Origin of the sequence: Pseudomonas sp. LPB4.O (assembly GCF_038383825.1) — a bacterium.
Taxonomy (GTDB): Bacteria; Pseudomonadota; Gammaproteobacteria; order Pseudomonadales; family Pseudomonadaceae; genus Aquipseudomonas; species Aquipseudomonas putida.
The window spans coordinates 2,104,189-2,127,324 of the sequence record NZ_CP151298.1; the positions used below are offsets into that span (position 1 = coordinate 2,104,189).

Consider the following 23,136-nt stretch of genomic DNA (forward strand, 5'->3'; position numbering starts at 1 on the left):
TAGTCTGGCTTCTTTTCATGAAGAGGCCCCTAGCCATGGACACCACTGTGCCGTCAGATGCGCAGGCCGCCATCGATGCTTTCCAGGACGGCATCATCGGCAGGCGCCTGCCACCCTGGTTGCGTCATGCACCGGCTGAGCAACTGCCAGAGATCGGCAAGGCATTGGCAAACAGTCTTCGCTGCCGTGAGCAAGTGAATGCCGTGCTGCGAGGTATCGAGGGCCTCGACAGTTTCGTCGCATCAGCCTTGGGAAAGGCCCTCGACGAGCGTTACGGGCTTGGCCGTAACCCGTACTTGCTCAGGTTTCTGGAGGGCCGCCGGGAGCCTGTGATCAACAGTCAGCCGGTAGGCGCGCACCTGACTGACGTGGTGTATGAAGAAAAGCCGCTGCTCGAAGTGGCATTGCGCAACTTCACGGCCGCGCAGGCGCAGGAAGGTGGTCAGCCACGCGGTAACCGGCTGCTGCTTCCACGCCACGGTACGGTCAAACCCCCTACGAGCATCGAATTTGCCGGACTGTGTCGTGAGCTGGACCTGGGTGAGCGCTATCAACGTCATCTGGATGCCATCCTCAAGCCCGCTGGCAGTGGCGAGTACGTGGTGTCCCGGCTTGTGGATGCCATGCGCTACAGCATGCTGGTGGACGCCTACAAGGCCCGGCAGGAAGGAACGCTGGATGACAGCGAGCTCGGTTTGATGGTGGCTGTGTGCGAGAAGGGGAAGCTGCTGCGTCTGGCGGGGGACCTTGTCCAGGCCATGCAGCTGAAGTTGCTGGGTTGCAAGATCGAGCAGGTGACAGTGTTCGTCGTGGTTGAGCAGGGTGTGCTGTTCGACACTACGCGTCGGGTGTTTCTATACGTACCTGGGGACCCTGGTTCGCCTTGGAGCGTGTTCGAGAGCATCGACAAACTGAACCGCCACCTGGGCCGTCGCTTGCGAGACAAGGCCTATCAGCGTTTCTTCAGCCGCTTCGTGCTGCGGCGTGATAGCCAGGCGTTTTTCGCCCAGGTCGCGGAGCTCTTCGATGACTTGGCGGACTGGGCCTTTCGCGATCTCGAACCGCGTTTGCAGGCCTACCCGCATCCGTTGTTCATAAGCCTGGCACAAGCACGCATCCACCAGATCAAGGACGATGCGGCGATGATCGCAGTTCCTGTGGCCAGACTGGATCGTGAGGTTCAGCGCCAGCATGACCTACGCCTTGAAGCCGAAGGGTGGGCGCTGCTCAACCTGGCCAGTTTCTTTCTGCCTGGGCTCGGCCTGGCGCTGCTGGCCGTGACGGCCTGCGAACTACTGCGTGAGGTCTACCATGGCGTCGAGGCTTGGCATGAAGGCGCTCGCCAGGAGGCGCTCGACCATTTGACCCATGTGGCTACAGACCTTGCCGTCGTGGCGACCACGGTAGCCGGGGTGGGTGTGGCTCGACGGATTTGGGCTCGCTCTGCACAGGTCGATGCCATGGTGCCGGCTCGGCTGGAGGACGGCACTGAGAAACTCTGGCAACACGACTTGACCCCGTTTCAAAGCCAGGCCCCCGTTGCGGCCTCAAGCCGGGATGCCTTGGGTATTCGGCGTCAGGACGGGCAGGCCTGGATCGAAATGGACGGGCATCACTATCGCGTGGCAGAGGCGGGTGATGATCAATGGCAGTTGCATCCGGTCGACGGCCACGGGCCGTTGCTGCGCCACAATGGCGCAGGTGCCTGGCGGTTGTGGAGCGAGCAACCGGCTCGGTGGACCGACAAATACCGCATGTTCCGGCGTTTGGGTGAACCCTTCAATGGGCTGAATGACGAACAGATCGATCAGGTTCTACTGTTCCATGGCCTTGATGGCGACGACGTGCGGGGCTTGCATGTACACGCCCAGGCACCGAGCCCCGGGATGATTGACAGTGTGGAGCGGGTCAGGCTTGACCAACGCATCCGCAGCATGATTGGCCGTTTGCGCAGCGGCGAGCCGGTAGAAGATGCAACAGTGCTCGATCATGCTCGGCGCTTGCCAGGCGCGAGTGGCCTGACAGATCAGGCACTGGCCGCGCTGGCATGGACGCAGCGCCGAACACTGCTGCAGCACCTTTTCGAAGCCTTGCAGCCCAGCGACACCCCTGGCAGCGCAGCGTTGCGCCGGGTCTTCCCTGGGCTGAGCGTGCGCGGTGCGCAAGCATTGGTACAGGCTGCCACCAGCGTTGACCGCACACGGTTGCTATCCAGCGGCAGGGTTGCACTGGGGCTTGCCGAGGCGGCGAGGGGCAGTTTGCTGGTTACCCGGCAGGCTCGGGTATTTGAAGCGCTGTACCTTGATACGCCACAGCATGCAGACCTGGCACGGGTAGCCGTGGGCTTGTTGCGGTATTTGCCTGGGGGCGAGCTAGGGGTGTGCTGGCGGGTGTACGAAGGTTGGCTGGGCGGGCCGATGCTGGCGAAGACCGAGCAAGGGCAGGGGGCGTTCGACCTGGTGCACCTGGAGGGTTCCTTTCAGCTGCATGACAGTCACGGCAGGGCGTGTGGTGAGGCAGGTGAGTTGTTCGACGTCATGGCGCCAGCCTATACCGATGTACAACGGGAGGCGATGGGGATCGGTGATCCATTCTCGCACAACCTCAGGGTGATACTGGGGCGCGAAGCGGTACGCCATCGTGATGAGATCAGTCGTTTGCTTGGCGCGGTACGCCCGGGTGCTGTTCGAGGGCCGATGCGCTTGGCCGATGGACGTATTGGCTACCCACTGGGTGGTGGTGGAGTGGGTGGCTTTGCATCCAGGGGGAGTGCCCTGAGGGCAACGTTGCGCGAGCTCTTCCCGTGGTTGAGTGATCAACAGGTCGAAACCTTCGCCGATGACGCCAGGCGTTCAGGGCACCAACTGGAAGAAGTACTGACTAGCCTTCACAATGAGTTCGCGATGCTTCGCAGGACCATGAATACCTGGGTGGCACGAGGGCGGGGCGATGTCATGGATGATCGCGAAGCGTTGCGCCAGACGTTGTTCAATTGCTGGAGGCGGTCGGTGGGTGTGGGGGAACTGCAAATCAATGCCCAGGAAAACCTCCACGTCATGTTCTGTAATTTCAGGCCGGGCGGCTTGCCCAACATTCCCGTGCAGGTCAGCTTCAGGGGCGTTACCAGCCTGTCTCTGTTGCACCTTGACCTACTGGAGGTGCCAAGCAGCTTCCTGCTGGCTTTCCCTAATCTGCAAACCCTCGACCTGGGAGGGAATCTTCTGACGCGTCTTCCGCAACCTTTGCTGCAGATAGAGCAGCTGCGGCATCTGAGCCTGACCAACAACCGTATCGTCCTGAACATTACACAAACCGCCACACTGGCCAGTTGCGCCGGCCTGCAGTCACTCGACCTGTCCCATAACCCCCTGGGCAGCAGGTTCATGCTGGCGGGTTTGGCTGAATTGCGTTGGCTGAACTTGCGCGACACACAGATCTCACAATTTCCACTGGGCGTGTTCGACAACACTCAATTGCTGTCCGTTGACCTGCGGGATAACCGGATCCGGCTCGTTCCAGAGGGTTTCTACCAGTTGCCTCTGTGGCATCGGCGGCGATTTCGTCTGAATGCGAACCCCCTCGGCGAAGCCCAGACGTTACGCTTGCAGGCTGCGTTGAATAGTAATGGTCCTGACCTCGACGAGGAGCAAGTGCAGCTACGGATGAGTCGTGCGCGTGAAATATGGGGGGATGCAGTGGCCCCGGAGCATCGCGGCTTGATGCTTGCTGCCTGGGACTCGCTGGATTCAGGGCAGGACGCCGAGCGTTTTTTCCGTGTGCTTCGCCAGTTGTTGCTGTCCGAAGATTTTCGTGTCAATGCGCGTGCAATGGGCAATCGGGTAATGGCGGTATTGCAAGCGATGGCCATTACGCCGGAGTTGCGGCAGAACTTGCTTTCAGTGGCCAATGATGAGTGGGGGTGCCAGGATGGTGCAACCTGGTGCTTGAGCAACCTTGAACTGAATTTGCTGGTTTGGCAGGTTGAGCACGCGGCTCAGGGAGAAAGCGAGCGCGCTTTGCTAGACCTGGGCAGACGTTTATGGCGCCAGGATGCAGTCGACATGTTCGCTACCCGATGGGCGTTACAGCATGGCAGGACACTGGAAGGAAGCGAGGTGGGGTTGGCTTTCAGGATCGGGCTGAGGGAGCGTCTCGACCTGCCATTGCAGGTGGGCGAAATGAGCTTTCTTGCGATCTCGGGCGTCCTGGAGGCGGACCTTGCAGAGGCAGAGGCTGTGGTGCGGGATGCAGAAACGCCGGAAGCGATTGCCCGCTCCATGGTTGACCGCGAATTTTGGCAGGCGCACCTGGAGCGTTCCCATCCTGAGCGATTCGCTGCGGTCGACCTGCCGTTCAGAAGGCAGCTTGAAACCGTGCTTGACGACGAAGCGCTGAACCAAGGGGCCATGATCGACCAGGCGGATGCCATTCGTGATGCTCAGCGCGCTGCACGCAGAGGGCTGATGCTGGATATGACGATTCACGCGATGGAAGTTGCACCCATGGGGCCAGCGATCGATGTGCGTTGACCAGCGCTCAGATCCAGGGCTGCCTGGCCCTGCCAAAGCGGCTTTGGGCTATGCTCAATCGTGCTGACAGTGGTTTGTACCAGCGCCGTAGTCTTGGCTTCAGGTGGCTCGGAAATCGACAGTTACTTTTGCACACCCCGTTCTGGAATGAAGTGGTTTAGGCTCCCTGTCGGATTTTTCTCCGTGATCTGTAGTCATTGGTATATCGAGACAATAAGGAGATACGCATGCTTGTCCGGTCACTGACCCTCGCAACCTTGCTTGCTGTTGCCGGCCCCCTGTTTGCCGCAGACAGTGATGCGCCTCTAGCCAAGGAACTGGGCAAGGCCAGACCATTGGTGGTTATCGCTCCCAGCAGTGCCGACCCAACGTTGCGAGGGCTGAACAAGGCGCTTGAGGACCCGGCCACCCAGGCTGCGTTCAAGGAGCGCAACCTTGTCCTGTACAGCGTCGCCAACATGATGGGCAAGCGAGAGGACAAGAACCTCGAGCAGCAGACGACAATGGCCCTGATTCGGGAACTGAAGCTGGGTGCGAGCAAGGGGACCAAGGTGATTCTGGTGGGCAAGGACGGTGAGCGGCACATGCTCAAGGACGACGACACCGGCGAGACCATCGACCCACAGGTGATCCTCAAAGCGGTCGATGAACTGCCTGCCAGCGAAAAGGCGGTGGCGGCGCCCGAGCCCGTAGCGGCGGCCCCGCAAGCCAAGGACAAGGACAGCAAGTCGGCCAAGCCTGCCAAGCCCGCCAAGCCAGCGGCCCCGCCCAAACCGCTGGAAGACTGATCACGCCTCAGGGCTCCAAGGCACCTTGGGGCCCGTTGCCGGGTGGTGTGTATCGCACTGTATCTGCCTGTGCTGCAGACCTACTGCCATACAAAAGTGCGCCTGGCACGATACATCCACGACAAACCGCAACGGCCTAATGGCTCCACTTTCCAACCCCAGTGGAGCTGCATCATGACTCAAGCAAAAAACACCCTCGGCCTGCTCGGCGCCGCCCTGATCGGCAGCATGGCAATGAGCAACAGTGCGTTCGCCGTCGAGCCGCTGGCTCAAGGTTACCAACTGGCCTCGGCCAAAGTTGCCGGCGAGGGCAAGTGTGGTGAAGGCAAGTGCGGGGGGAGCGGCAAGGCTTCCCAAAGCGAAGGCAAGTGCGGTGAGGGTAAATGCGGCGCCGGCGCCAAGGCCGGGGCTGAGGGCAAGTGTGGTGAAGGCAAGTGCGGTGACGCCTCGTTCGCCAAAACCGACAGCAATCACGATGGCAAGGTCTCGCGCGATGAGTTTCTGGCGGTGGCCAAGGACCGTGCCCGTGAGTTCGACGCGATCGACCGCAACCATGACGGCTTCATCTCCGAGCAGGAAGCGGCGGATCACCTCAAGGCGATTTATCAGGCCAATGGCAAAGCCATGCCTGATGGGTTGTTCAGCCACCTGACCGGCAAGCCCTGACTTTCTACCCCATGAAACGCCACAACGCTCCTCCTGCTGGCCAGGTGGGGCGTTGTGCTGGTTGGAGAACTTTTATGTTTCCTGCGATGTTGAACATCGGGTTAGGCTTGCGTCGTGGCCTGTTGCCGGAACTGCTGGCCATGGAGGCGGGTGCGGTGGACTTTCTCGAGTGTGCGCCGGAAAACTGGATTGCCGTGGGCGGTGCCTATGGCAAGGGTTTGGCCCAGTTGGCGGAGCGCTTTGCTGTCACCTGTCATGGGTTGTCTTTATCGCTGGGTGGCAGTGCGCCGCTGGACAGCCATTTCCTTGAGCAGACCCGGCAGTTTCTCGATCGGTACCAGGTGCGGCTGTACAGCGAGCACCTGAGCTACTGCAGTGATGACGGGCACCTGTACGACCTGATGCCCATCCCGTTCACCGAGGAAGCCGTACACCATGTGGCCGCGCGCATACGTCAGGCTCAGGAGCAGCTGGAGCGGCGCATTGCCGTGGAGAACATCAGCTACTACGCCGCGCCGTATCAGGCGATGAGCGAACTCGACTTCATCCGGGCGGTGCTCGAAGAAGCGGATTGTGACCTGCTGCTGGACGTCAACAATGTCTATGTCAACGCCTGCAACCATGGCTACGACGCCCAGCAGTTCCTTGCAGGCTTGCCCCCGGCGCGAGTGACCGGGATGCACGTTGCCGGGCATTACGATGAAGCGCCGGACCTCAAAGTGGATACCCACGGGGCAGCCGTGAAGGAAGATGTCTGGACCCTGTACGCCAGCGCTTGCGTGCGCTTTGGCGTAAAGCCGACGGTGCTTGAACGTGATTTCAACTACCCGCCCTTGGCCGAACTGTTGGCCGAGACGGCGCGTATGCGTGCTGTGCAATGCGCTGCCGGAGGGCAAGCAGATGAATGAGACCCTGCGTACGCAGCAGTATGCCCTGGCCCGTCACCTGCGCGACCCACAGCGCCATGCCCCGCCGCCCGGCGTCGAGGCCCGGCGCCTGAAGGTTTACCGTGAATTGTTTTATGGTGCCATCGAAGGGTTGCTGGCTGGCAGCTTCCCGGTCATGCGCCAGGTGTTGGGCGAGCAGCGCTGGCACGCCCGAGTACGTGACTTCTACGCCAGTTACCGTTGCCAGACGCCATTGTTTACCGAAATTGCCGAGACGTTCGTCGACTACTTGCAACGTGTGGCGCTGGACACCCCTTGGCAACTGGAGCTGGCGCACTATGAGTGGGTCGAGGCGCAACTGTACCTGAGCGATGCCGAGGACCCGGCGCATGACCCGGGAGGTGACCTGCTGGCTGGAGAGCCGTTGTTGTCTTGTGTGGCGCGGGTGCTGGCCTATCGTTGGCCGGTGGAAAGCATTGGCATGGACTACCAGCCAACGGCTGCCCCAGCATCGCCGAGCTTGCTGCTGGTTTATCGCGATGCCCGGTTGCAGGTGCGTTTTGCCCGGTTGGCACCTATGGCGTACCGGTTGCTGATGGAGCAGGGGACTGGAAGAGAGCGGCTGCAGGCATTGGGCGGGGATGTGAAGCAAGGGTTGGTATTGTTGGAGGCATTGCGCGAGCAGGGCGTCATTGTCGGAACAGTTTGAAGGCATTGGGGGGCTGCGCAGCAGCCCCCGACCCTCATCTGCCGAACCGCATGCCAAGCCAATGATCGAGGCTAAGGCGCCCGGCGCCCTTGAGCAGCAGGGGTAGCAACGCCACCAGGTAGATCAATGGCAACTTGTAATTGCCGAAGCCCTGGTCGGTAATGGCATAGCCTTGGGCCAGCTCCGCCAGGCCCGACCAATGCGCCGGCCAGTGCACTGCCGCTATCGCTACAACGGTTACCACCATCAAACCCAACGATGCCAGCCGGGTACCCAGGCCCAACAGCAGCAGCAACGGCAGCACCAACTCGGCCCACATCGACAGCTGCCAGTTCAGCTCCGTGGGCAGCAGGTTGAAGGGGAACGGGAAGCTGGACTGCAGGTCGGCGAACCAGTTGCTGCCGTTTAATTTCTCCAGGCCGGATTCGAAAAACTCCCACGCCAGAAATACCCGTAATGGCACGTCGGCACTCCAGCTACCGAGGCGATCAACGGTGGTCAGGGTACGGGTCAAGGTCGTCATTTGCGGTTCTCTCTTCAGGCAAGGGCGCGGGTGCTGCGGCGTTGTTTACGGGCCACTTTGGCGGTGAGCTTGACGGCGATGGCGCTGAACATCAGGGCGAACGCTAGCGGGTACCACCCCCCCATGGGGATGCGTTTGTAGAACGACAGGCAGAACACGGCAGCCAGCACCCACATGCCGCTGCTGTGCAGCGCTTGCCAGGCACGGCGGCCCAACAGCCGCATCGGGGCCTTGAACGAGGTGGCGGTGAGCAGCATCAGGAACAGGTAGCCGAATGTGCCGGGCAGGCTGGAGGTAAATGTGCGGCCGGCCCAGAACAGCTCGGGGAATTGCTGGGCGTAGCGATAAATCAGCACGCCGTGCACGGTGTGGGAGAACGCGAATGCCAACCCCAGGTAGCGTCGCTCCTGAAGGATGCGGCGGCTTGAGGTGCCAGGCAGCAAGGTCACCAGCGACGAGGCCAGGAACGCCAGCAGAAACAGTGCGAACGAGCTACGTGCGGTGGCACGAATGGCACTTCGCAAGCCGTCCGGGTCAGGTTGGCTGGCCAGGACTACGGCGGTCATCGCCAAGGTCAGGCCGGCGAGGACGGCGAACAGCTTCCAGCCGGAGGGTAAAGTGAGGGCTTTCATCAGGGACTCCCGGGGTGTGGTTGTGTGACCGGGAGTGTGTCGAGGCGGGGTATCTGCAGTGTGTCAGGGGGATGCAGTTGTGTATCTGTTTGTAGAGGCGACCTCGCGTTTTACAGGAACGGCCCGATCCAGATCCAAGGCCGTTCCTGCCAACTATCGCAGATGCACTTCAGGAGAGTTCGATCTGCGCGCACAATCCGCCCTGTTCGCGGTTGCTCAGGGTCAGCCGCCCCCCCATGGCCTGGATCAGCTGGTGGGCAATGGCCAGTCCCAGGCCGGTGCCACCCGTGCTGCGATTGCGTGAACCTTCCACCCGGTAGAACGGCTTGAGCACGTCATCGAGCTCGTCACCGGGTATCCCCGGCCCGTTGTCGAGCACGCGGATTATGGTGGTACTGCCCTCGCGTGATACTTGCAGCTCGGCAGCACCTGCAAACTTCAGGGCGTTGTCGACCAGGTTCACCAGTACCCGGCGCAGCGCATGCGGGCGGGTCTCCAGCAGGGCACCGCTGCTGCCGTGGCGTTCAACCTGGGCGCCGCTGTCCTGGTAGTCGAATACCAGGCTGTCGAGAAAGGCATCAAGGTTGACCCGGCAGGTCGCTTCGGTGCTGCTGTCCATGCTGCGGGCGTAAGCCACGCCTTCGCGCACCAGGTGTTCCATTTCATCCAGGTCGCTTCCGAACTTGTCCTTTTCGACCCCCTCATCCATCACTTCGACCCGCAACTTCATGCGAGTGATCGGTGTTTGCAGGTCGTGGGAGATGGCTGCCAGCAACTGCATGCGTTCCTTGAGGTGGGCAGCAATGCGCGCCTGCAGGGCGTTGAAGGCCACGGCAGCGTAACGCACCTCACGTGGCCCGCTTTCATCCAGTTGCACGCCGGGTTGGTCCGGGTCGAGGTTGTCCACTGCCTGGGCCAGTCGGGTGAGCGGGCCGATGGCCAGGTGTACCGCCAGCCAGGTACACAGCATCAGCACAGCCAGCTGAATCAGCAGCACCACGGGCAACCAACGGGCTACCGGGACCGGTGCGGGTGTCACGTCGATGGTCAGTGGCGCGCCGTCGGCCAGGTTCAGGTGCGCCTGGAAGTGCGCATTGGGCCCCGGAATTTCCTGGAAGGTCAGGCGGTAGTCGCTGCCAATGGCCTTGACGATCGACGCGGCGGCCATCGGTGGGTCACTGCTGGCCATCGCTTCGCCTGCCAGGCCCTGGTCGAGGCGATAGCGGTAGGTGCGCCGTTCCAGGCGGGGCAGCCAGGCGGCACGCTCGGCTGCAGGCAGGCGATCAAGGATGGCAACCGAAGTCGCCACGTCCTGTTCGAGGTTGCTGAGCATCATCGAGCGGCTGCTGATATAGCGCTCGTAGGCCTGCAGGCCGAACGACAGACCATAAGCCAACACCAGGCCGGTGAAAAAGATCATCGCCAGACGCGAGGCCAGGGTGCGCGGCCATTTCATGAGGGGGACTCGAGCAATTGCACCGGCAGCGAAAACACGTAGCCCTCGCTGCGCACGGTCTTGATGCAGCTGGGCTCGCGGGCGTCGTCGCCCAGGCGCTGGCGCAGGCGGCTGACCAGCAGGTCGATGGAGCGGTCAAAGAGGTCAGCTTCGCGGCCTTGTGTCAGGTTGAGCAACTGTTCACGGCTGAGCACCCGCTGCGGGTGGTCAAGGAACACCCGCAACAGGCGGTACTCGGCGCCGCTCAGGGCCACCAGGGTGCCGTCGTTGTCGAGCAGGTGGCGCGCGGTGGTGTCCAGCCGCCATTGGCCGAAGCGCAGCAGGCGGCTGCTTTCGCTGATGGTGAGGTTGGGTGGCAGCATGCGCGTGCGGCGCAGCACGGCATTGATACGGGCCAGCAGTTCGCGGGCAGAGAACGGCTTGGTCAGGTAATCGTCGGCGCCCATTTCCAGGCCGATGATGCGGTCGGTTTCATCGTTGCGGGCCGTCAGCATCAACACGGGGGTGTTGCGGTGCTTGCCGGCGCGCAATTCGCGGCACAGCAGCAGGCCGTCGTCGCCAGGCATCATGATGTCGAGCACGATCAGGTCGACGCTGTTGGCTTCGAGAAAGGCGCGCATCTGCCGGCCGTCGGCGACGATGCTGGTGCGCAGGCCGTTCTTCTTGAGGTAGTTGCCGACCAGTTCGCGGATTTCGCGGTCGTCGTCGACGATCAGGATGTGATCGACGTGTTCCATGCGCAGCGTTCCTGTTCGAGTGGGGTTGGCGCAGTGTACCCGGCGCGTTTGCGCTTGCCTGCGGGGGTTTGTATTGCAGTGTATCTGGCAGGGAAGCCGAACCGTGCCCAGGGCTGGTTGAAGCGGCCCGCGGCCAGCCAGCCCAGTGCTGGCCATTGACCGCCTGGCCGATAAAAGCCGGGTACGCGGCGGGTTCCGAGCCTGATAGCACTACAGAGCGTACAATGATCGTTCGGGTAACTGTATTTCAGTGGCTCATTACCGAGTAGCCTCCATGCATCAGACATACCCCGGCACAGCCCAAAGAGCCCACGAACGCCTTTGCGAGCAAATCGAAACGTTCCTCCAGCATGGCGGCCATATCCAGCACGTAGCCAGCGGTGTCACCGGTACCCCGTATGGCGTAGCCAAAGCTCAGTGGGGCAAGGAACGTACAGCCAAGCCTTGATGGCCTGCCTTTGCTGCCTGAACCGACCACCATTCGAGCGCTTCAATACCGATTTTTGAAGGGGCACGCCCGTGAGCGAAGAGCCGAACGACTGCGTAATTGCCGTTTGCATAGGTATTTCTGAACAACAAGTGACCCAATACCGACGGGAGAGCTTTTTGCTGGGAGACGGGTCATGGCTGGTGCATTTCGCTTTTGTCATGCCCAAAGAGCTTCGTCATCAACTCACCGGCAGTTTTACACTCCTGTTGAAGGCCTCACGAGCGCGTGGCGATACCCGCCAGGCCGACGAGCTTGGATCATGAAGCGCTTTAAATACTGCAACAGTGCGCAAAGAATATCGTTGTTATTTTCCTGTTCATGAAGCGCGGCTTATAGATTGTGTCCGGTGGTCTGATACCTGCTTCTTGTTTTCAGGCAGGGCGCATACTCAGTAAGCTCAGAATATCTGGGCCTATGAGAGGTGCTTATGTACGGTAAAAACCAGACAGGGCAGGGCTCGCCGGAGAGTGATCCGGAAATTGATCAGGATCGCCAACTGTTGCGCAATGATCGGCTTGTTCAGTCTCCAACTGATGATCGGGAAAATTACATCGATCCTGACCCTGTTACTGAGGTCGAGCCAGTGCCTGCAGCAAAGCTATTGGCCTCGAATGCACCGAGATTCAGCCGCCATTCGGACGGCCCGGATACCCCGTGGAGACGCGCCTGGCTGCACTAGCCCTGTGCTGATAGATCGCATGACAAAGCATGCTTTTTTCCAGCGTTCCACATCCTGAAGAACAATATGAGCCATTGAAACAGGTGGCTCTATCGAGGTTTTTATGAAAGATAAGCAAACCGTTCAAAGCGGTAGTTGCTCGGGTGATGGCGACAATAAATCCACTCAGCGTTCCAGTAAAGGTGAAAACAGAGGACCGCTGACAGAACGTGCATCGAGGGCTGAGTTATACAGCCGTCACGATAAAGTTGAACCTGTGAGTGATAACAAGCGTTAGGTTGTAACTAATTTAATCTATTGTATCCGTTTGTACAGCCGGGGCGCCCTTCATGGGCGCCTTCTTTTTTATAACTACCTGCTTGCGAAGGGTTTTCCATGATTTTGCGATGTTTTTCCGAAAAGGATGCAGCTACAGGCGGACGCACATCCCGGGGTTGAGTGACACAGACGGGATACTTGGCAGGCGTCAAATGGCTCTCGACCGGGGAACAATACGCCCCACTGCCAAGCGTTTCACAGGAGAGATGCCATGAACTTCAAGACTTTCGCCAGCGCCAGCCTGTTCGCCGTGCTCAGCTTTGGCACCATTGCGGCCCAGGCCGCCACCGCACCCATGGGCGAGGCCGGTGCCATGCAGTACCGCTACGGTGAACACCTGGATGTGAAGAAAGTGCTGTCGGTGCAGGACGACCAGAGCAACGCCTGCGGCCTGGTGAACACCCGTATGGACTACCTCGACTCCAACGGCCATCAGCAGAGCGTGCAGTACCGCACCTATGCCACCGGTGGTTGCCATGAGAATTGATCGCCGCCTGATGCTGAAGGTGGGTGGTATTGCCCTGGCGCTGACGGGGCTGGGGTTGGCGGGGCACCTGATGGCCCGTGACAGCTACGGCGCCATGCCGTCGCTGTCGGGGGCCAGCGAGTGGATCAATTCGTCCCCGCTGGATGGGCCAGCGCTCAAGGGTAAGGTGGTGCTGGTGGACTTCTGGACCTGGGACTGCATCAACTGCCAGCGCAGCCTGCCTCATGTGAACGACTGGGCGCGGCGTTATGCCGAGCAGGGGCTGGTGGTGGTGGGCGTGCATACGCCGGAGTACGACTACGAGCACGATGTGGGCACCCTGCGAAACAAGGTGGTAGGGCTGGGTATCGGTTACCCGGTGGCGGTGGACAACGACCATAAGGTGTGGAATGCCTGGGGCAACCAGTTCTGGCCGGCGCATTACTTTGTCGACCGTAAGGGGCAGGTGCGCCATGTGCACTTTGGCGAGGGGGATTATGGCGGGCAGGAACAAGTGATACAGGCGTTGCTGGATGAGCGCGGGTGATTCGCCTGTACCGGCCTCTTCGAGGCGTCGAACCGCCGCGAAGAAGCCAACACTTTTCTATCAGGTGAAACTGGCAAAGTGCGCCTGCATCCGCGCCGCATCCGCCTGGCGCCCGCTGAACAGCTCGAACGCCTTTACCGCCTGGAACACCGCCATGTTGCTGCCATCCAGCGTGCGGCAACCCAAAGCCCGAGCCGCACGCAGCAGTTCGGTCTCCAGCGGGAAGTAGATGATTTCCGCAACCCATAATCCCGCATGCAGCAGCTCGACCGGCAGCGGTGTGCCTGGCAGCTTGGCCATGCCGACCGGCGTGGTGTTGACCAGCCCGTCCGCCTCGGCCACGGCTGCGGCCAGGTCGGTGCCGAGCACGGCACGGCCAGCGCCGAAATGGCCATTCAGGTTGTCTACCAAGGCCTGCGCGCGGGCCGCATCCACTTCGAACAGCACCAATTGCTCGACCCCTTCACCCAGCAGGGCGTGGGCCACGGCCGAACCGGCGCCACCGGCACCCATCTGTACCACCTGGCGTCGAGCCACGTCGGGCAGGCCGCGGCGCAAGCCTTCGGCAAAGCCCAGGCAGTCGGTGTTATGGCCAACGCGTTTGCCGTCCTTCAGCACCACGGTATTCACCGCGCCGATGCCACGGGCTTCGTCCGACAGTTCGTCGAGCAGTGGCAGGATCGACTGCTTGAACGGGTAGGTGATGTTCAGCCCGGTGAAGCCTGTGTGTTGCGCGGCGTCGAGCAGGCCGGGCAGGGCGCTGTCCTCCAGTTGCAGCTGGTCGGCATCAATCAGCCGGTACAGGTAGCGCAGGGCCTGGGCGTCACCTTCGTGTTCGTGCAAGGCAGGGGTACGCGACAACTGGATGCCGCGGCCGATCAGGCCGGCGAGGATGGCGTGCTGGCTCATGCCGTGCGCTCCTGGAACATTTCGGCAAAGTGGCTGAGGGCCATGCGGTAGCCATGGCTGCCCAGACCGCAGATCACGCCGACGGCGATGGACGATACGAATGAGAGGTGGCGGAACGGCTCGCGCTTGTGCACGTTGGACAAGTGCACTTCGATGACTGGCACTTCGCTGGCCACCAAGGCGTCGCGGATGGCCACCGAGGTGTGGGTCCAGGCGCCGGGGTTGATCACGATACCGGCACAACGGCCGCGGGCGGCGTGGATCCAGTCGATCAGTTCGCCTTCGTGGTTGGTTTGGCGGAATTCGATTTCCAGGCCGTTGGCATGGGCAGTATCGGCACAACTCTGGGCCAGGTCAGCAAGGGTTTCGCGGCCGTATTGGGCAGGCTCGCGGGTACCCAGCATGTTCAGGTTGGGGCCGTTGAGCACAAGAATAAGGGGCTTCATGACGAGCATCGCTTTGTTGTTGTTGGATGCATCTAGTTTTGTACCGCCTGGTTAGTTTAGTCAATTGCACTAAAACGCTGCGCCCGGAAAGTGGGCGATTATCGAACCCTCAGCATGTACATACCCCCTGTAGGAGCAGCCTTGTGCTGCGAAGAGGCCGGCAATGCCATTACATCTGCTGTGGCATTGCCGGCCTCTTCGCAGCACAAGGCTGCTCCTGCAAAGAGAAATGCAGCTGGATTACAGAATTGTAATTTTCCCGCCACCACCTCGATAACCACGGCTTCCTACAGTGCTTCGCCTACACGCGTCGACGAGGAATCTGTTCGTGCCCATCCCCCGCAAGATCGCCTTGCTCTGTCTGGTGCTGGCCAGTGCCAGCAGCGCCCAGGCCAGTCAGAGCCTGAGCCTGCCCCAGGCGCTCGCCGCCGCCTTTGCGCAAAACCCGGAGCTGGCCGCAGCCGGCCGGGAAATCGGCATTGCCGACGGCGAGCGGCGTCAGGCCAGGTTGATCCCCAACCCAGAGCTCTCCTGGGAGGTCGAGGACACCCGCCGCGACACCAGCACCACCACCGTCACCCTCAGCCAGCCGCTGGAACTGGGCGGCAAGCGCGGCGCACGTATTGCCGTGGCCGGTACCGGCCAGGCCATTGCCCAGCTTGGCCTGGAGCGCCAGCGCAATGGCCTGCGTGCCGATGTGGTGCAGGCGTTTCACGCCGCCTTGCGCGCGCAGACTGCGCTGGAGCTGGCGCAGCAATCACAGGCATTGACCGAGCGCGGGCTGCGCGTGGTGCAGGGGCGGGTGACCGCTGGCCAGTCCTCGCCCGTGGAGGCAACCCGTGCCCAGGTGCAACTGGCCCAGGCCCAGGCTGAAGTGCGCCGCGCGCAGACCCAGCGCAGTGTGGCCTACCAGGCTCTGGCACGCCTGACCGGTAGCCCGTTGGCAAGCTTGGACCCGTTGCAGGCCGCCAACCTTTCGCCTGGCATGGCGCCCAGTGCCGACGCCTTGCTCGACCGTGTCGAGCAAACGGTCGAATGGCGTCTGGCTGCTGCCCAGGTCGAGCGCGGAGACGCGTCGCTGGGGTCGGAAAAAGCTCAGCGTATTCCCGACCTCACCGTCAGCCTCGGTAGCCAGTACAGCCGCGAGGACCGCGAGCGCGTGAATGTAGTTGGCCTGTCCATGCCATTGCCACTGTTCGACCGCAACCAGGGCAACGTGCTGGCGGCTGCACGCCGTGCCGACCAGGCGCGTGACTTGCGTAACGCCGTGGAGCTGCGCCTGCGTAGCGAAACCCGCAGCGCCGTCAGCCAGTGGCACACGGCGATGGAGGAGGTGGATGCCTACGACCGCACCATCCTGCCCTCTGCGCAACAGGCCGTGGACACCGCCACCCGTGGTTTTGAAATGGGCAAGTTCGCGTTCCTCGATGTACTCGACGCCCAGCGCACGCTGATCGAGGCCCGCGGGCTGTACCTGGAAGCTTTGGCTGCGGCGACCGACGCGCGGGCGCAGGTCGAGCGGATCTATGGCGACCTCGATGACCTGAGCACCCCCTTGAACAGCAGGAGCAACAATGACTAACCCACGCAAAGTAGCCCTTCTGGTCGCCGCCATCGCCGCGCTCGGCCTGGGCGGGCTGGCTTGGACCGGCAACCTCGGCCAGGCGTCGAATGCGCAGGCCCGGCACGACGACCATGGCGAAGACAGCCACGGCCATGGTTCCGAGAAGGCGGCCGAAGGCCATGCCGAGGAAGGGCACGGCGAAGAAGAGGGCCAGTTGCACCTGTCCATCGCCCAGATCGAGGCCGCCGGCGTGCAGCTGGCTGCCGCCGGCCCTCGTGAGTTGGGCACCGCCTTCAGCTTCCCGGGGGAAATCCGCTTCGACGAAGACCGCACTGCTCACGTGGTGCCGCGTGTACCCGGCGTGGTCGAGGCGGTGCAAGCCGAACTGGGCCAGGCGGTGAAGCGCGGCCAGGTACTGGCGGTAATCGCCAGCCAGCAGATTTCCGACCTGCGCAGCGAGCAACAGGCCGCCCAGCGCCGCCTTGAGCTGGCGCGCCTGACCTTCCAGCGCGAACAGCAGCTGTGGCAGGAACGCATCAGCGCCGAGCAGGATTACCTGCAGGCGCGCCAGGTACTGCAGGAGGCCGAGATTGCCTTGGCCAACGCCCGGCAGAAGGTCGCCGCCGTAGGCCCGGCCGGCGCTGGCAACCGCTATGAGCTGCGCGCACCGTTCGATGCAGTCGTGGTGGAAAAGCACCTGACTGTGGGCGAGGTGGTCGACGAGACCAGCAACGCTTTTACCTTGTCTGACCTGAGCCGGGTCTGGGCCACCTTCGCCGTGGCCCCGCGTGACCTGGACAAGGTGGTGACCGGCCGCAATGTCACGGTCAGCGCGCCGGACCTGGGCGCTCAGGTCGAAGGCAAGGTCAACTACGTCGGCAGCCTGCTCGGCGAGCAGAACCGCGCCGCCACGGTCCGCGCCACCCTGGCCAACCCCAACGGCGCCTGGCGCCCCGGGCTGTTCGTCAATATCGCGGTCAGCGTCGAGCGCTTCAATGCCGCCGTTGTGGTGCCGGAGAGCGCCCTGCAAAGCTGGGAAGAACAGACTGTTGTGTTTGCCCGCACCGAGGAAGGCTTCGAAGCCCGCCCGGTGAAGGCCGGCCGCCGCGACGCCGGCCATGTGGAAATTACCAGCGGCCTGGCGGCCGGTACCCAGGTGGCCGCCGCCGGCAGCTTTGTCCTCAAGTCGGAACTGGGCAAGGGCTCGGCCGAGCATAGCCATTGATCACGGGGACACCTGCATGTTCGAACGCCTGATCCAATTTGCCATCGAGCAGCGCCTGGTGGTGATGCTGGCCGTTGTCCTGATGGCCGCGGTGGGTATCCACAGCTACCAGAAACTGCCGATCGACGCTGTGCCGGACATCACCAACGTCCAGGTGCAGATCAACACCGCCGCGCCCGGCTACTCGCCGCTGGAGACCGAGCAGCGCATCACCTTCGCCATCGAGACCGCCATGGCCGGCCTGCCAGGGCTGAAGCAGACCCGCTCGCTGTCGCGTTCGGGCCTGTCGCAGGTCACGGTGATTTTCGATGACGGCACCGACCTGTTCTTCGCCCGCCAGTTGGTCAACGAGCGCCTGCAAGTGGCCCGTGAGCAATTGCCCGAAGGCATAGAAGCGGGCATGGGGCCGATCTCCACCGGGCTGGGCGAAATCTTCCTGTGGACCGTGGAGGCCGAACAGGGCGCACTCAAAGAGGATGGCACCCCGTACACCCTGACCGACCTGCGGGTGATCCAGGACTGGATCATCAAGCCGCAGTTGCGCAATGTGCCGGGGGTGGCCGAAGTAAACAGCATCGGCGGCCATGCCAAGCAGTACCTGATTGCACCGGAGCCCAAGCGGCTGGCGGCCTACAAGCTCACCCTCAACGACCTGATCGCGGCCCTGGAGCGTAACAACGGTAACGTTGGCGCCGGTTACATCGAACGCAATGGCGAGCAGTTGCTGATCCGGGCACCGGGCCAGGTGACCTCGGCCGAAGACATCGCCAATATCGTCATTTCCAGTGTTGATGGCACGCCGATTCGCGTCAGCCATGTGGCCGAGGTTGGCCTGGGCGAAGAGCTGCGCTCAGGCGCGGCCACCGAAAACGGTCGGGAAGTGGTGCTGGGCACGGTATTCATGCTGGTTGGCGAGAACAGCCGCACAGTGTCCCAGGCCGTTGCCGCCAAACTGGTCGAGATCAACCGCAACCTGCCCAAGGGTGTGGTAGCGGTGACCGTGTACGACCGCACCAACCTGGTGGAAAAAGCCATCGCCACGGTGAAGAAGAACCTGATCGAAGGCGCGATTCTGGTCATCGCCGTGCTGTTCCTGTTCCTGGGCAACATCCGCGCCGCACTGATCACCGCCATGGTCATCCCGCTGTCGATGCTGTTCACCTTCACCGGCATGTTCAGCAACAAGGTCAGCGCCAACCTGATGAGCCTGGGGGCACTGGACTTTGGCATCATCGTCGACGGCGCCGTGGTTATCGTGGAAAACGCCATCCGCCGCCTGGCCCATGCACAGCAACGCCACGGCCGCATGCTGACCCGCAGCGAGCGCTTCCATGAAGTGTTCGCCGCCGCCCGCGAGGCGCGTCGGCCACTGATCTACGGGCAGTTGATCATCATGGTGGTGTACCTGCCGATCTTTGCCCTGACCGGGGTCGAGGGCAAGATGTTCCACCCCATGGCCTTTACCGTGGTCATGGCCCTGCTCGGCGCCATGATCCTTTCGGTCACGTTCGTGCCGGCGGCCATCGCCCTGTTCGTCACCGGCAAGGTCAAGGAGGAGGAAGGCCTGGTGATGCGCACGGCGCGTCAGCGCTATGCCCCGGTGCTGGCGTGGGTGCTGGGCCGGCGCAAGCTGGCGTTTGCCGCCGCGGCTAGCTTGGTGGTGCTGTCCGGGGTCATGGCCAGCCGCATGGGCAGCGAGTTCATCCCCAGCCTCAGCGAGGGCGACTTTGCCTTGCAGGCCCTGCGCGTACCGGGTACCAGCCTGTCGCAGTCGGTCGACATGCAGCAGCGCCTGGAGCAGGCGATCATCGCCCAGGTGCCGGAAGTGGAGCGGGTGTTCGCCCGTACCGGTACTGCCGAGATCGCCTCCGACCCGATGCCACCGAACATCTCCGACGCCTATGTGATGTTGCGCCCGCGCGAGCAGTGGGTAGACCCCGGCAAGCCGCGTGACGAACTGATCGCCGAGGTACAACGTGCTGCCGCCAGCGTGCCGGGCAGCAACTACGAGCTGTCGCAGCCGATCCAGTTGCGCTTCAACGAGCTGATTTCCGGAGTGCGCAGCGATGTGGCGGTGAAGTTGTTCGGTGATGACATGGATGTGCTCAACCGCACCGCCGCGCAGATCGCCAGCAGCCTGCAGGGGGTAGCGGGTGCGTCCGAGGTGAAGGTCGAGCAGACCAGCGGCCTGCCGGTGCTGACCATCGACATCGAGCGCGACAAGGCGGCCCGCCATGGCCTGAACGTGGGCGACGTGCAGGACGCCATCGCCATTGCCGTGGGTGGCCGCACCGCGGGCACGCTGTATGAAGGTGACCGGCGCTTCGACATGGTGGTGCGCTTGCCGGAAACCTTGCGCACGGATGTGGGCGGGCTTTCCAGCCTGCTGATTCCGGTACCGGCCAGTGCTGCAGTGGGCGCTGCGCAAATCGGCTTTATCCCGCTGTCGCAGGTGGCCACGTTGAACCTGCAACTGGGGCCTAACCAGGTCAGCCGCGAGGATGGCAAGCGGGTGGTGGTGGTCAGTGCCAACGTACGGGGGCGTGACCTGGGCTCGTTCGTGGAGGATGCCGAGCAGACTCTGATCCAGCAGGTGCAGATTCCGCCGGGTTACTGGACGCGCTGGGGTGGCCAGTTCGAACAGCTGCAATCGGCAACCGAGCGCCTGCAGGTGGTGGTGCCGGTGGCCTTGCTGCTGGTCATGGCACTGCTGCTGATGATGTTCAACAACCTCAGGGACGGCCTGCTGGTGTTCACCGGGATTCCGTTTGCCCTGACTGGCGGGGTGCTGGCGCTGTGGCTGCGGGATATTCCGTTGTCCATTTCAGCGGGCGTGGGGTTCATTGCCTTGTCGGGGGTGGCGGTGCTGAACGGGCTGGTGATGATCGCCTTTATCCGTAGCCTGCGCGAAGAAGGGCGCCCGTTGCGGGTGGCGGTGGAGGAGGGCGCGCTGACGCGCTTGCGGCCGGTGCTGATGACGGCGCTGGTGGCTTCGCTGGGGTTCATTCCGATGGCGTTGGCGACCGGGACCGGGGCGGAGGTGCAGCGGCCGTTGGCGACGGTGGTGATTGGCGGGATCTTGTCTTCTACCGCGTTGACGTTGCTGGTGTTGCCGGCGTTGTATCAGTGGGCGTACCGGCGCGAAGAGGCGCAGGAGGGCTGATAACTCGGGGCCGCTTTGCGGCCCTTTCGCGGCACAAGGCCGCTCCTACAGGGTCCGCGTCATCCCCTGGCTGACACGGTCCCTGTAGGAGCGGCCTTGTGCCGCGAAAGGGCTGCAAAGCAGCCCCAAAAATCTCAGACGGTACTTCGGACTCCAGCCCGTACAGCGTCCGAGCCCACCTCATCATGCAACGAAATCCGCGAAGTCTCCGGCAACGCCAACCCACCCACCAACGCCACCAGCGCAATCACCACCAGGTAAAACGCCGGTGCCAGGCTGCTGCCGGTCTGCCCGATCAGCCAGGTCGCCACCAGCGGCGCGGTACCGCCAAAAAGGGTATAGGCCACGTTGTAGGTAATCGCCGAAGCGGTATAGCGGGTGCGGGTGGGGAAGCTCTCCGACAGCAGCGCTGCGGTCACCACGCCACTGCACAAGGCCCCCACCGCCAGCAGGATCACCCCCAGCAGTGCGCCGGACATCGAGCCCGAGCTGGCCAGCCAGTACGCCGGGAACACGCACATCATCACCCACAGGCAGGTAAAGCCAATGGTCTTGCGCCGCCCCACCCGGTCCGAGAATGCCCCGGCCAGTGGGCAGCCGACAGCGGCGAACAGCAGCGCCACGGTGGTTACCAGCAGCGACTGCGCGCGGGTCAGGTTGCCCACCAGTTGGAGGTACGTGGCGAAGTAGGTGGTGAACATATAGAACGACAGCGCGGTCAGCGAGATGAAAGCCCCCAGGTTGCGAATGACCCGGCCATGGTGACGCAGGGTGTGTTTGAGCGGCGAATGCTCATGCTCCTTGCCTTGGGCGACGGCTTCGCGAAAGGCCGGGGTTTCTTCCATGCGCCAGCGCAGGTACAGGCCAACCAACCCCAGCGGTGCGGCGATCAGGAACGGAACGCGCCAGCCCCAGGCATTCATCGCCTCGGCCGACAGGCTGGCTTCCAGCCCATAGGCGATCACGGCGGCGCAGGCGAAGGCGGAAAAGGTCGAGACCGGCACGAAGCTGCCGTAGAAGGCACGCCTGTCGTTGGGCGCGTGCTCCATCAGGTAGGCGCAGGCCCCCGCGTACTCGCCACCGGCAGAAAACCCCTGCAAGCAGCGCGCCAGGGTCAGCAGCGCGGGGGCTGCCAGGCCGATGCTGGCGTAGGTCGGCAGCAGGCCGATCAGGGTGGTGGAACCTGCCATCAAGAGGATGGTCAGCGACAGGATGCGCTTGCGCCCCAGGCGGTCGCCCAGCGCGCCGAACACGATGCCGCCCAGCGGGCGAAGGGCGAAGGCCACGGCGAACACCGCGAACGTCTTGAGCAAAGCCACGCTGGCGTCTTCGCTGGCAAAGAACTGGCTGGCGATCAGTGTGGCGAGAAAGCCATACACGGCGAAGTCGAACCATTCGACGAAATTGCCGATGGCCGAGGCGGCGATCACCCTGCGCAGGGTGGCGGGGGATACCTCATGAGGTGCGGACATGCGGGTGCTCTCCGGTTCCATTGGCAGCCATGATGAAAGTGGCACGGTCGGGCCGCGCCATCATTGTTGTGCTTGCCAGTAGATAACCGGGCGCAGGCCGGTGCTTTGTCGAGGGCGACCTCGGGATACCTGATTCAACCGCTGTTGCGGTTTACAGCCGGCCCACCTTCCAGGGGGCGTATTCCATTTCACTGTAACCCTTGGCCCGGCCGTGCTCGTCGGCGCTGAAGCCTGGTAGCTTGCTCAGGTCAAGCGCCATGCAGCGGCTGTTAACTTCGGCCTGCAGCTTGCCATCGAGACGAAAGTCATCCGGCCGGTTCGGGTGGGGATAGATCTGCACCAGGCAGCCTTGGACCTTGCCCTGCGCATTCGCATCATAGTAGAGCGAGGCCCTGCCGATGCTGTCCACCGGCAGGTCGCGGAACAGGTGCTGCCAGAAAAATTCACGTTGTGCATTGGCTTTGCGCCGCGGCGTTTCAGGCGCCTGGGCCGCAGCGGGCAGCACCACGAACAGGGGCGCACTTACTTCCACCGTGCCGTCTTCGTCGCGCAGCGACTTGGGCACCACGGGGTAGATGGTCTTCCAGCATTGCGCCTCGACTACGCTGGCCAACGCCTTGAAGTCCGAGCGGGGCAGGTCGGCAGGCAGCACGGTTTCATACTTGATCGGTGCCTTGCTGGCTTTGCAACTGACGGGCGTGGAATGCTGGTCGAGTTTGACATCCAGCATGACCACGCCGATCTGCTTGTCCGTGTCTGCTGTCGCGATGCCCAGCTTCAGGGCTTGTTGCATGTCGCTGACGAATGTCTGGCGCGCCTGCTTGTCCGCCTCGGAGGCAGGCCGGCTTTGGCAACCCGCCAAGGCGATGAGTGCGGTAGCCACGAGTGCCGGAGACAACGATCTGAACACAGAACCTTCCTTGATGTGAT

The 23,136-nt window shown here is 62.6% G+C and carries 19 protein-coding genes; 11 read left to right on the forward strand and 8 right to left on the reverse strand.

The annotated features are described in order from the left end of the window. Nucleotides 1–35 precede the first annotated feature (35 nt). The 5 genes from MRBLPB4O_RS09515 to MRBLPB4O_RS09535 all read left to right on the forward strand — a co-directional run bounded on the left by MRBLPB4O_RS09515 (nt 36) and on the right by MRBLPB4O_RS09535 (nt 7,579). Nucleotides 36–4,529, forward strand: a complete 4,494-nt coding sequence (locus MRBLPB4O_RS09515) for an NEL-type E3 ubiquitin ligase domain-containing protein (protein WP_341798199.1) — start codon at nt 36–38, stop codon at nt 4,527–4,529. A gap of 227 nt (nt 4,530–4,756) precedes the next feature. Then, complete coding sequence (locus MRBLPB4O_RS09520; RefSeq protein ID WP_341798200.1) at nt 4,757–5,317, forward strand: DUF4174 domain-containing protein; 561 nt, start codon at nt 4,757–4,759, stop codon at nt 5,315–5,317. A 174-nt stretch (nt 5,318–5,491) separates the two neighbouring features. Further along, nucleotides 5,492–5,983, forward strand: coding sequence for an EF-hand domain-containing protein (locus tag MRBLPB4O_RS09525; protein ID WP_341798201.1), 492 nt, complete (start codon nt 5,492–5,494; stop codon nt 5,981–5,983). Nucleotides 5,984–6,057: 74 nt separating this feature from the next. Continuing rightward, nucleotides 6,058–6,891, forward strand: a complete 834-nt coding sequence (locus MRBLPB4O_RS09530; RefSeq protein WP_341798202.1) for a DUF692 domain-containing protein — start codon at nt 6,058–6,060, stop codon at nt 6,889–6,891. Further along, nucleotides 6,884–7,579 (forward strand): putative DNA-binding domain-containing protein, encoded by a 696-nt coding sequence (locus MRBLPB4O_RS09535; RefSeq protein ID WP_341798203.1) that lies wholly within the window; start codon nt 6,884–6,886, stop codon nt 7,577–7,579. The genes MRBLPB4O_RS09530 and MRBLPB4O_RS09535 overlap by 8 nt, the downstream gene beginning before the upstream one ends. Before the next feature lie 34 nt (nt 7,580–7,613). Here the strand turns inward: MRBLPB4O_RS09535 and MRBLPB4O_RS09540 are convergent, their stop codons facing one another. From MRBLPB4O_RS09540 to MRBLPB4O_RS09555, 4 genes are all read right to left on the reverse strand, one after another. After that, the gene (locus MRBLPB4O_RS09540; protein WP_341798204.1) at nt 7,614–8,102 is read right to left on the reverse strand and encodes a DoxX family protein; all 489 of its coding nucleotides are present in this window, start codon (nt 8,100–8,102) and stop codon (nt 7,614–7,616) included. A gap of 14 nt (nt 8,103–8,116) precedes the next feature. Beyond that, nucleotides 8,117–8,734, reverse strand: coding sequence for a ferric reductase-like transmembrane domain-containing protein (locus tag MRBLPB4O_RS09545; protein WP_174371138.1), 618 nt, complete (start codon nt 8,732–8,734; stop codon nt 8,117–8,119). Between the two features lie 169 nt (nt 8,735–8,903). Beyond that, a complete protein-coding gene (locus MRBLPB4O_RS09550; RefSeq protein ID WP_063427071.1) occupies nt 8,904–10,190 on the reverse strand; it encodes a HAMP domain-containing sensor histidine kinase in 1,287 nt (428 codons plus the stop codon). Continuing rightward, nucleotides 10,187–10,927 carry a response regulator gene (locus MRBLPB4O_RS09555; protein ID WP_016500464.1) on the reverse strand — a complete coding sequence of 247 codons (741 nt, stop codon included), beginning with the start codon at nt 10,925–10,927 and terminating at the stop codon, nt 10,187–10,189. Before MRBLPB4O_RS09555 ends, MRBLPB4O_RS09550 begins: the two co-directional genes overlap by 4 nt. Before the next feature lie 519 nt (nt 10,928–11,446). On the opposite strand from MRBLPB4O_RS09555, the gene MRBLPB4O_RS09560 reads away from it, so the two are divergent. From MRBLPB4O_RS09560 to MRBLPB4O_RS09570, 3 genes are all read left to right on the forward strand, one after another. Then, on the forward strand, nt 11,447–11,680 hold the full coding sequence (locus MRBLPB4O_RS09560; protein ID WP_341798205.1) for a hypothetical protein: 234 nt from the start codon (nt 11,447–11,449) through the stop codon (nt 11,678–11,680). A 945-nt stretch (nt 11,681–12,625) separates the two neighbouring features. Then, nucleotides 12,626–12,901 carry a DUF2790 domain-containing protein gene (locus MRBLPB4O_RS09565; RefSeq protein ID WP_063427068.1) on the forward strand — a complete coding sequence of 92 codons (276 nt, stop codon included), beginning with the start codon at nt 12,626–12,628 and terminating at the stop codon, nt 12,899–12,901. Between the two features lie 10 nt (nt 12,902–12,911). Further along, on the forward strand, nt 12,912–13,427 hold the full coding sequence (locus tag MRBLPB4O_RS09570) for a redoxin domain-containing protein (RefSeq protein ID WP_341798869.1): 516 nt from the start codon (nt 12,912–12,914) through the stop codon (nt 13,425–13,427). Between the two features lie 60 nt (nt 13,428–13,487). Here the strand turns inward: MRBLPB4O_RS09570 and MRBLPB4O_RS09575 are convergent, their stop codons facing one another. Both MRBLPB4O_RS09575 and aroQ read right to left on the reverse strand, forming a co-directional pair. Continuing rightward, nucleotides 13,488–14,336: a shikimate dehydrogenase gene (locus tag MRBLPB4O_RS09575; RefSeq protein ID WP_041167787.1), complete on the reverse strand. Its 849-nt coding sequence runs from the start codon at nt 14,334–14,336 to the stop codon at nt 13,488–13,490. Further along, nucleotides 14,333–14,782 (reverse strand): type II 3-dehydroquinate dehydratase, encoded by a 450-nt coding sequence (gene aroQ, locus MRBLPB4O_RS09580; RefSeq protein ID WP_049275278.1) that lies wholly within the window; start codon nt 14,780–14,782, stop codon nt 14,333–14,335. Before aroQ ends, MRBLPB4O_RS09575 begins: the two co-directional genes overlap by 4 nt. Nucleotides 14,783–15,110: 328 nt before the next feature. Here aroQ and MRBLPB4O_RS09585 point away from each other — a divergent pair, with 328 nt between their 5' ends. The 3 genes from MRBLPB4O_RS09585 to MRBLPB4O_RS09595 are packed head-to-tail and all read left to right on the forward strand — an operon-like array spanning nt 15,111 to nt 20,734. After that, complete coding sequence (locus tag MRBLPB4O_RS09585; protein ID WP_341798206.1) at nt 15,111–16,364, forward strand: TolC family protein; 1,254 nt, start codon at nt 15,111–15,113, stop codon at nt 16,362–16,364. After that, nucleotides 16,357–17,571, forward strand: a complete 1,215-nt coding sequence (locus MRBLPB4O_RS09590) for an efflux RND transporter periplasmic adaptor subunit (protein ID WP_341798207.1) — start codon at nt 16,357–16,359, stop codon at nt 17,569–17,571. The genes MRBLPB4O_RS09585 and MRBLPB4O_RS09590 overlap by 8 nt, the downstream gene beginning before the upstream one ends. Before the next feature lie 16 nt (nt 17,572–17,587). Further along, entirely contained in the window at nt 17,588–20,734 is a 3,147-nt protein-coding gene (locus tag MRBLPB4O_RS09595) for a CusA/CzcA family heavy metal efflux RND transporter (RefSeq protein WP_341798208.1), read from the forward strand. Nucleotides 20,735–20,868: 134 nt separating this feature from the next. Here the strand turns inward: MRBLPB4O_RS09595 and MRBLPB4O_RS09600 are convergent, their stop codons facing one another. Beyond that, nucleotides 20,869–22,206, reverse strand: a complete 1,338-nt coding sequence (locus MRBLPB4O_RS09600) for an MFS transporter (RefSeq protein WP_341798209.1) — start codon at nt 22,204–22,206, stop codon at nt 20,869–20,871. Nucleotides 22,207–22,357: 151 nt separating this feature from the next. Then, the gene (locus MRBLPB4O_RS09605; protein WP_341798210.1) at nt 22,358–23,116 is read right to left on the reverse strand and encodes a hypothetical protein; all 759 of its coding nucleotides are present in this window, start codon (nt 23,114–23,116) and stop codon (nt 22,358–22,360) included. Between the last annotated feature and the right edge of the window lie 20 nt (nt 23,117–23,136).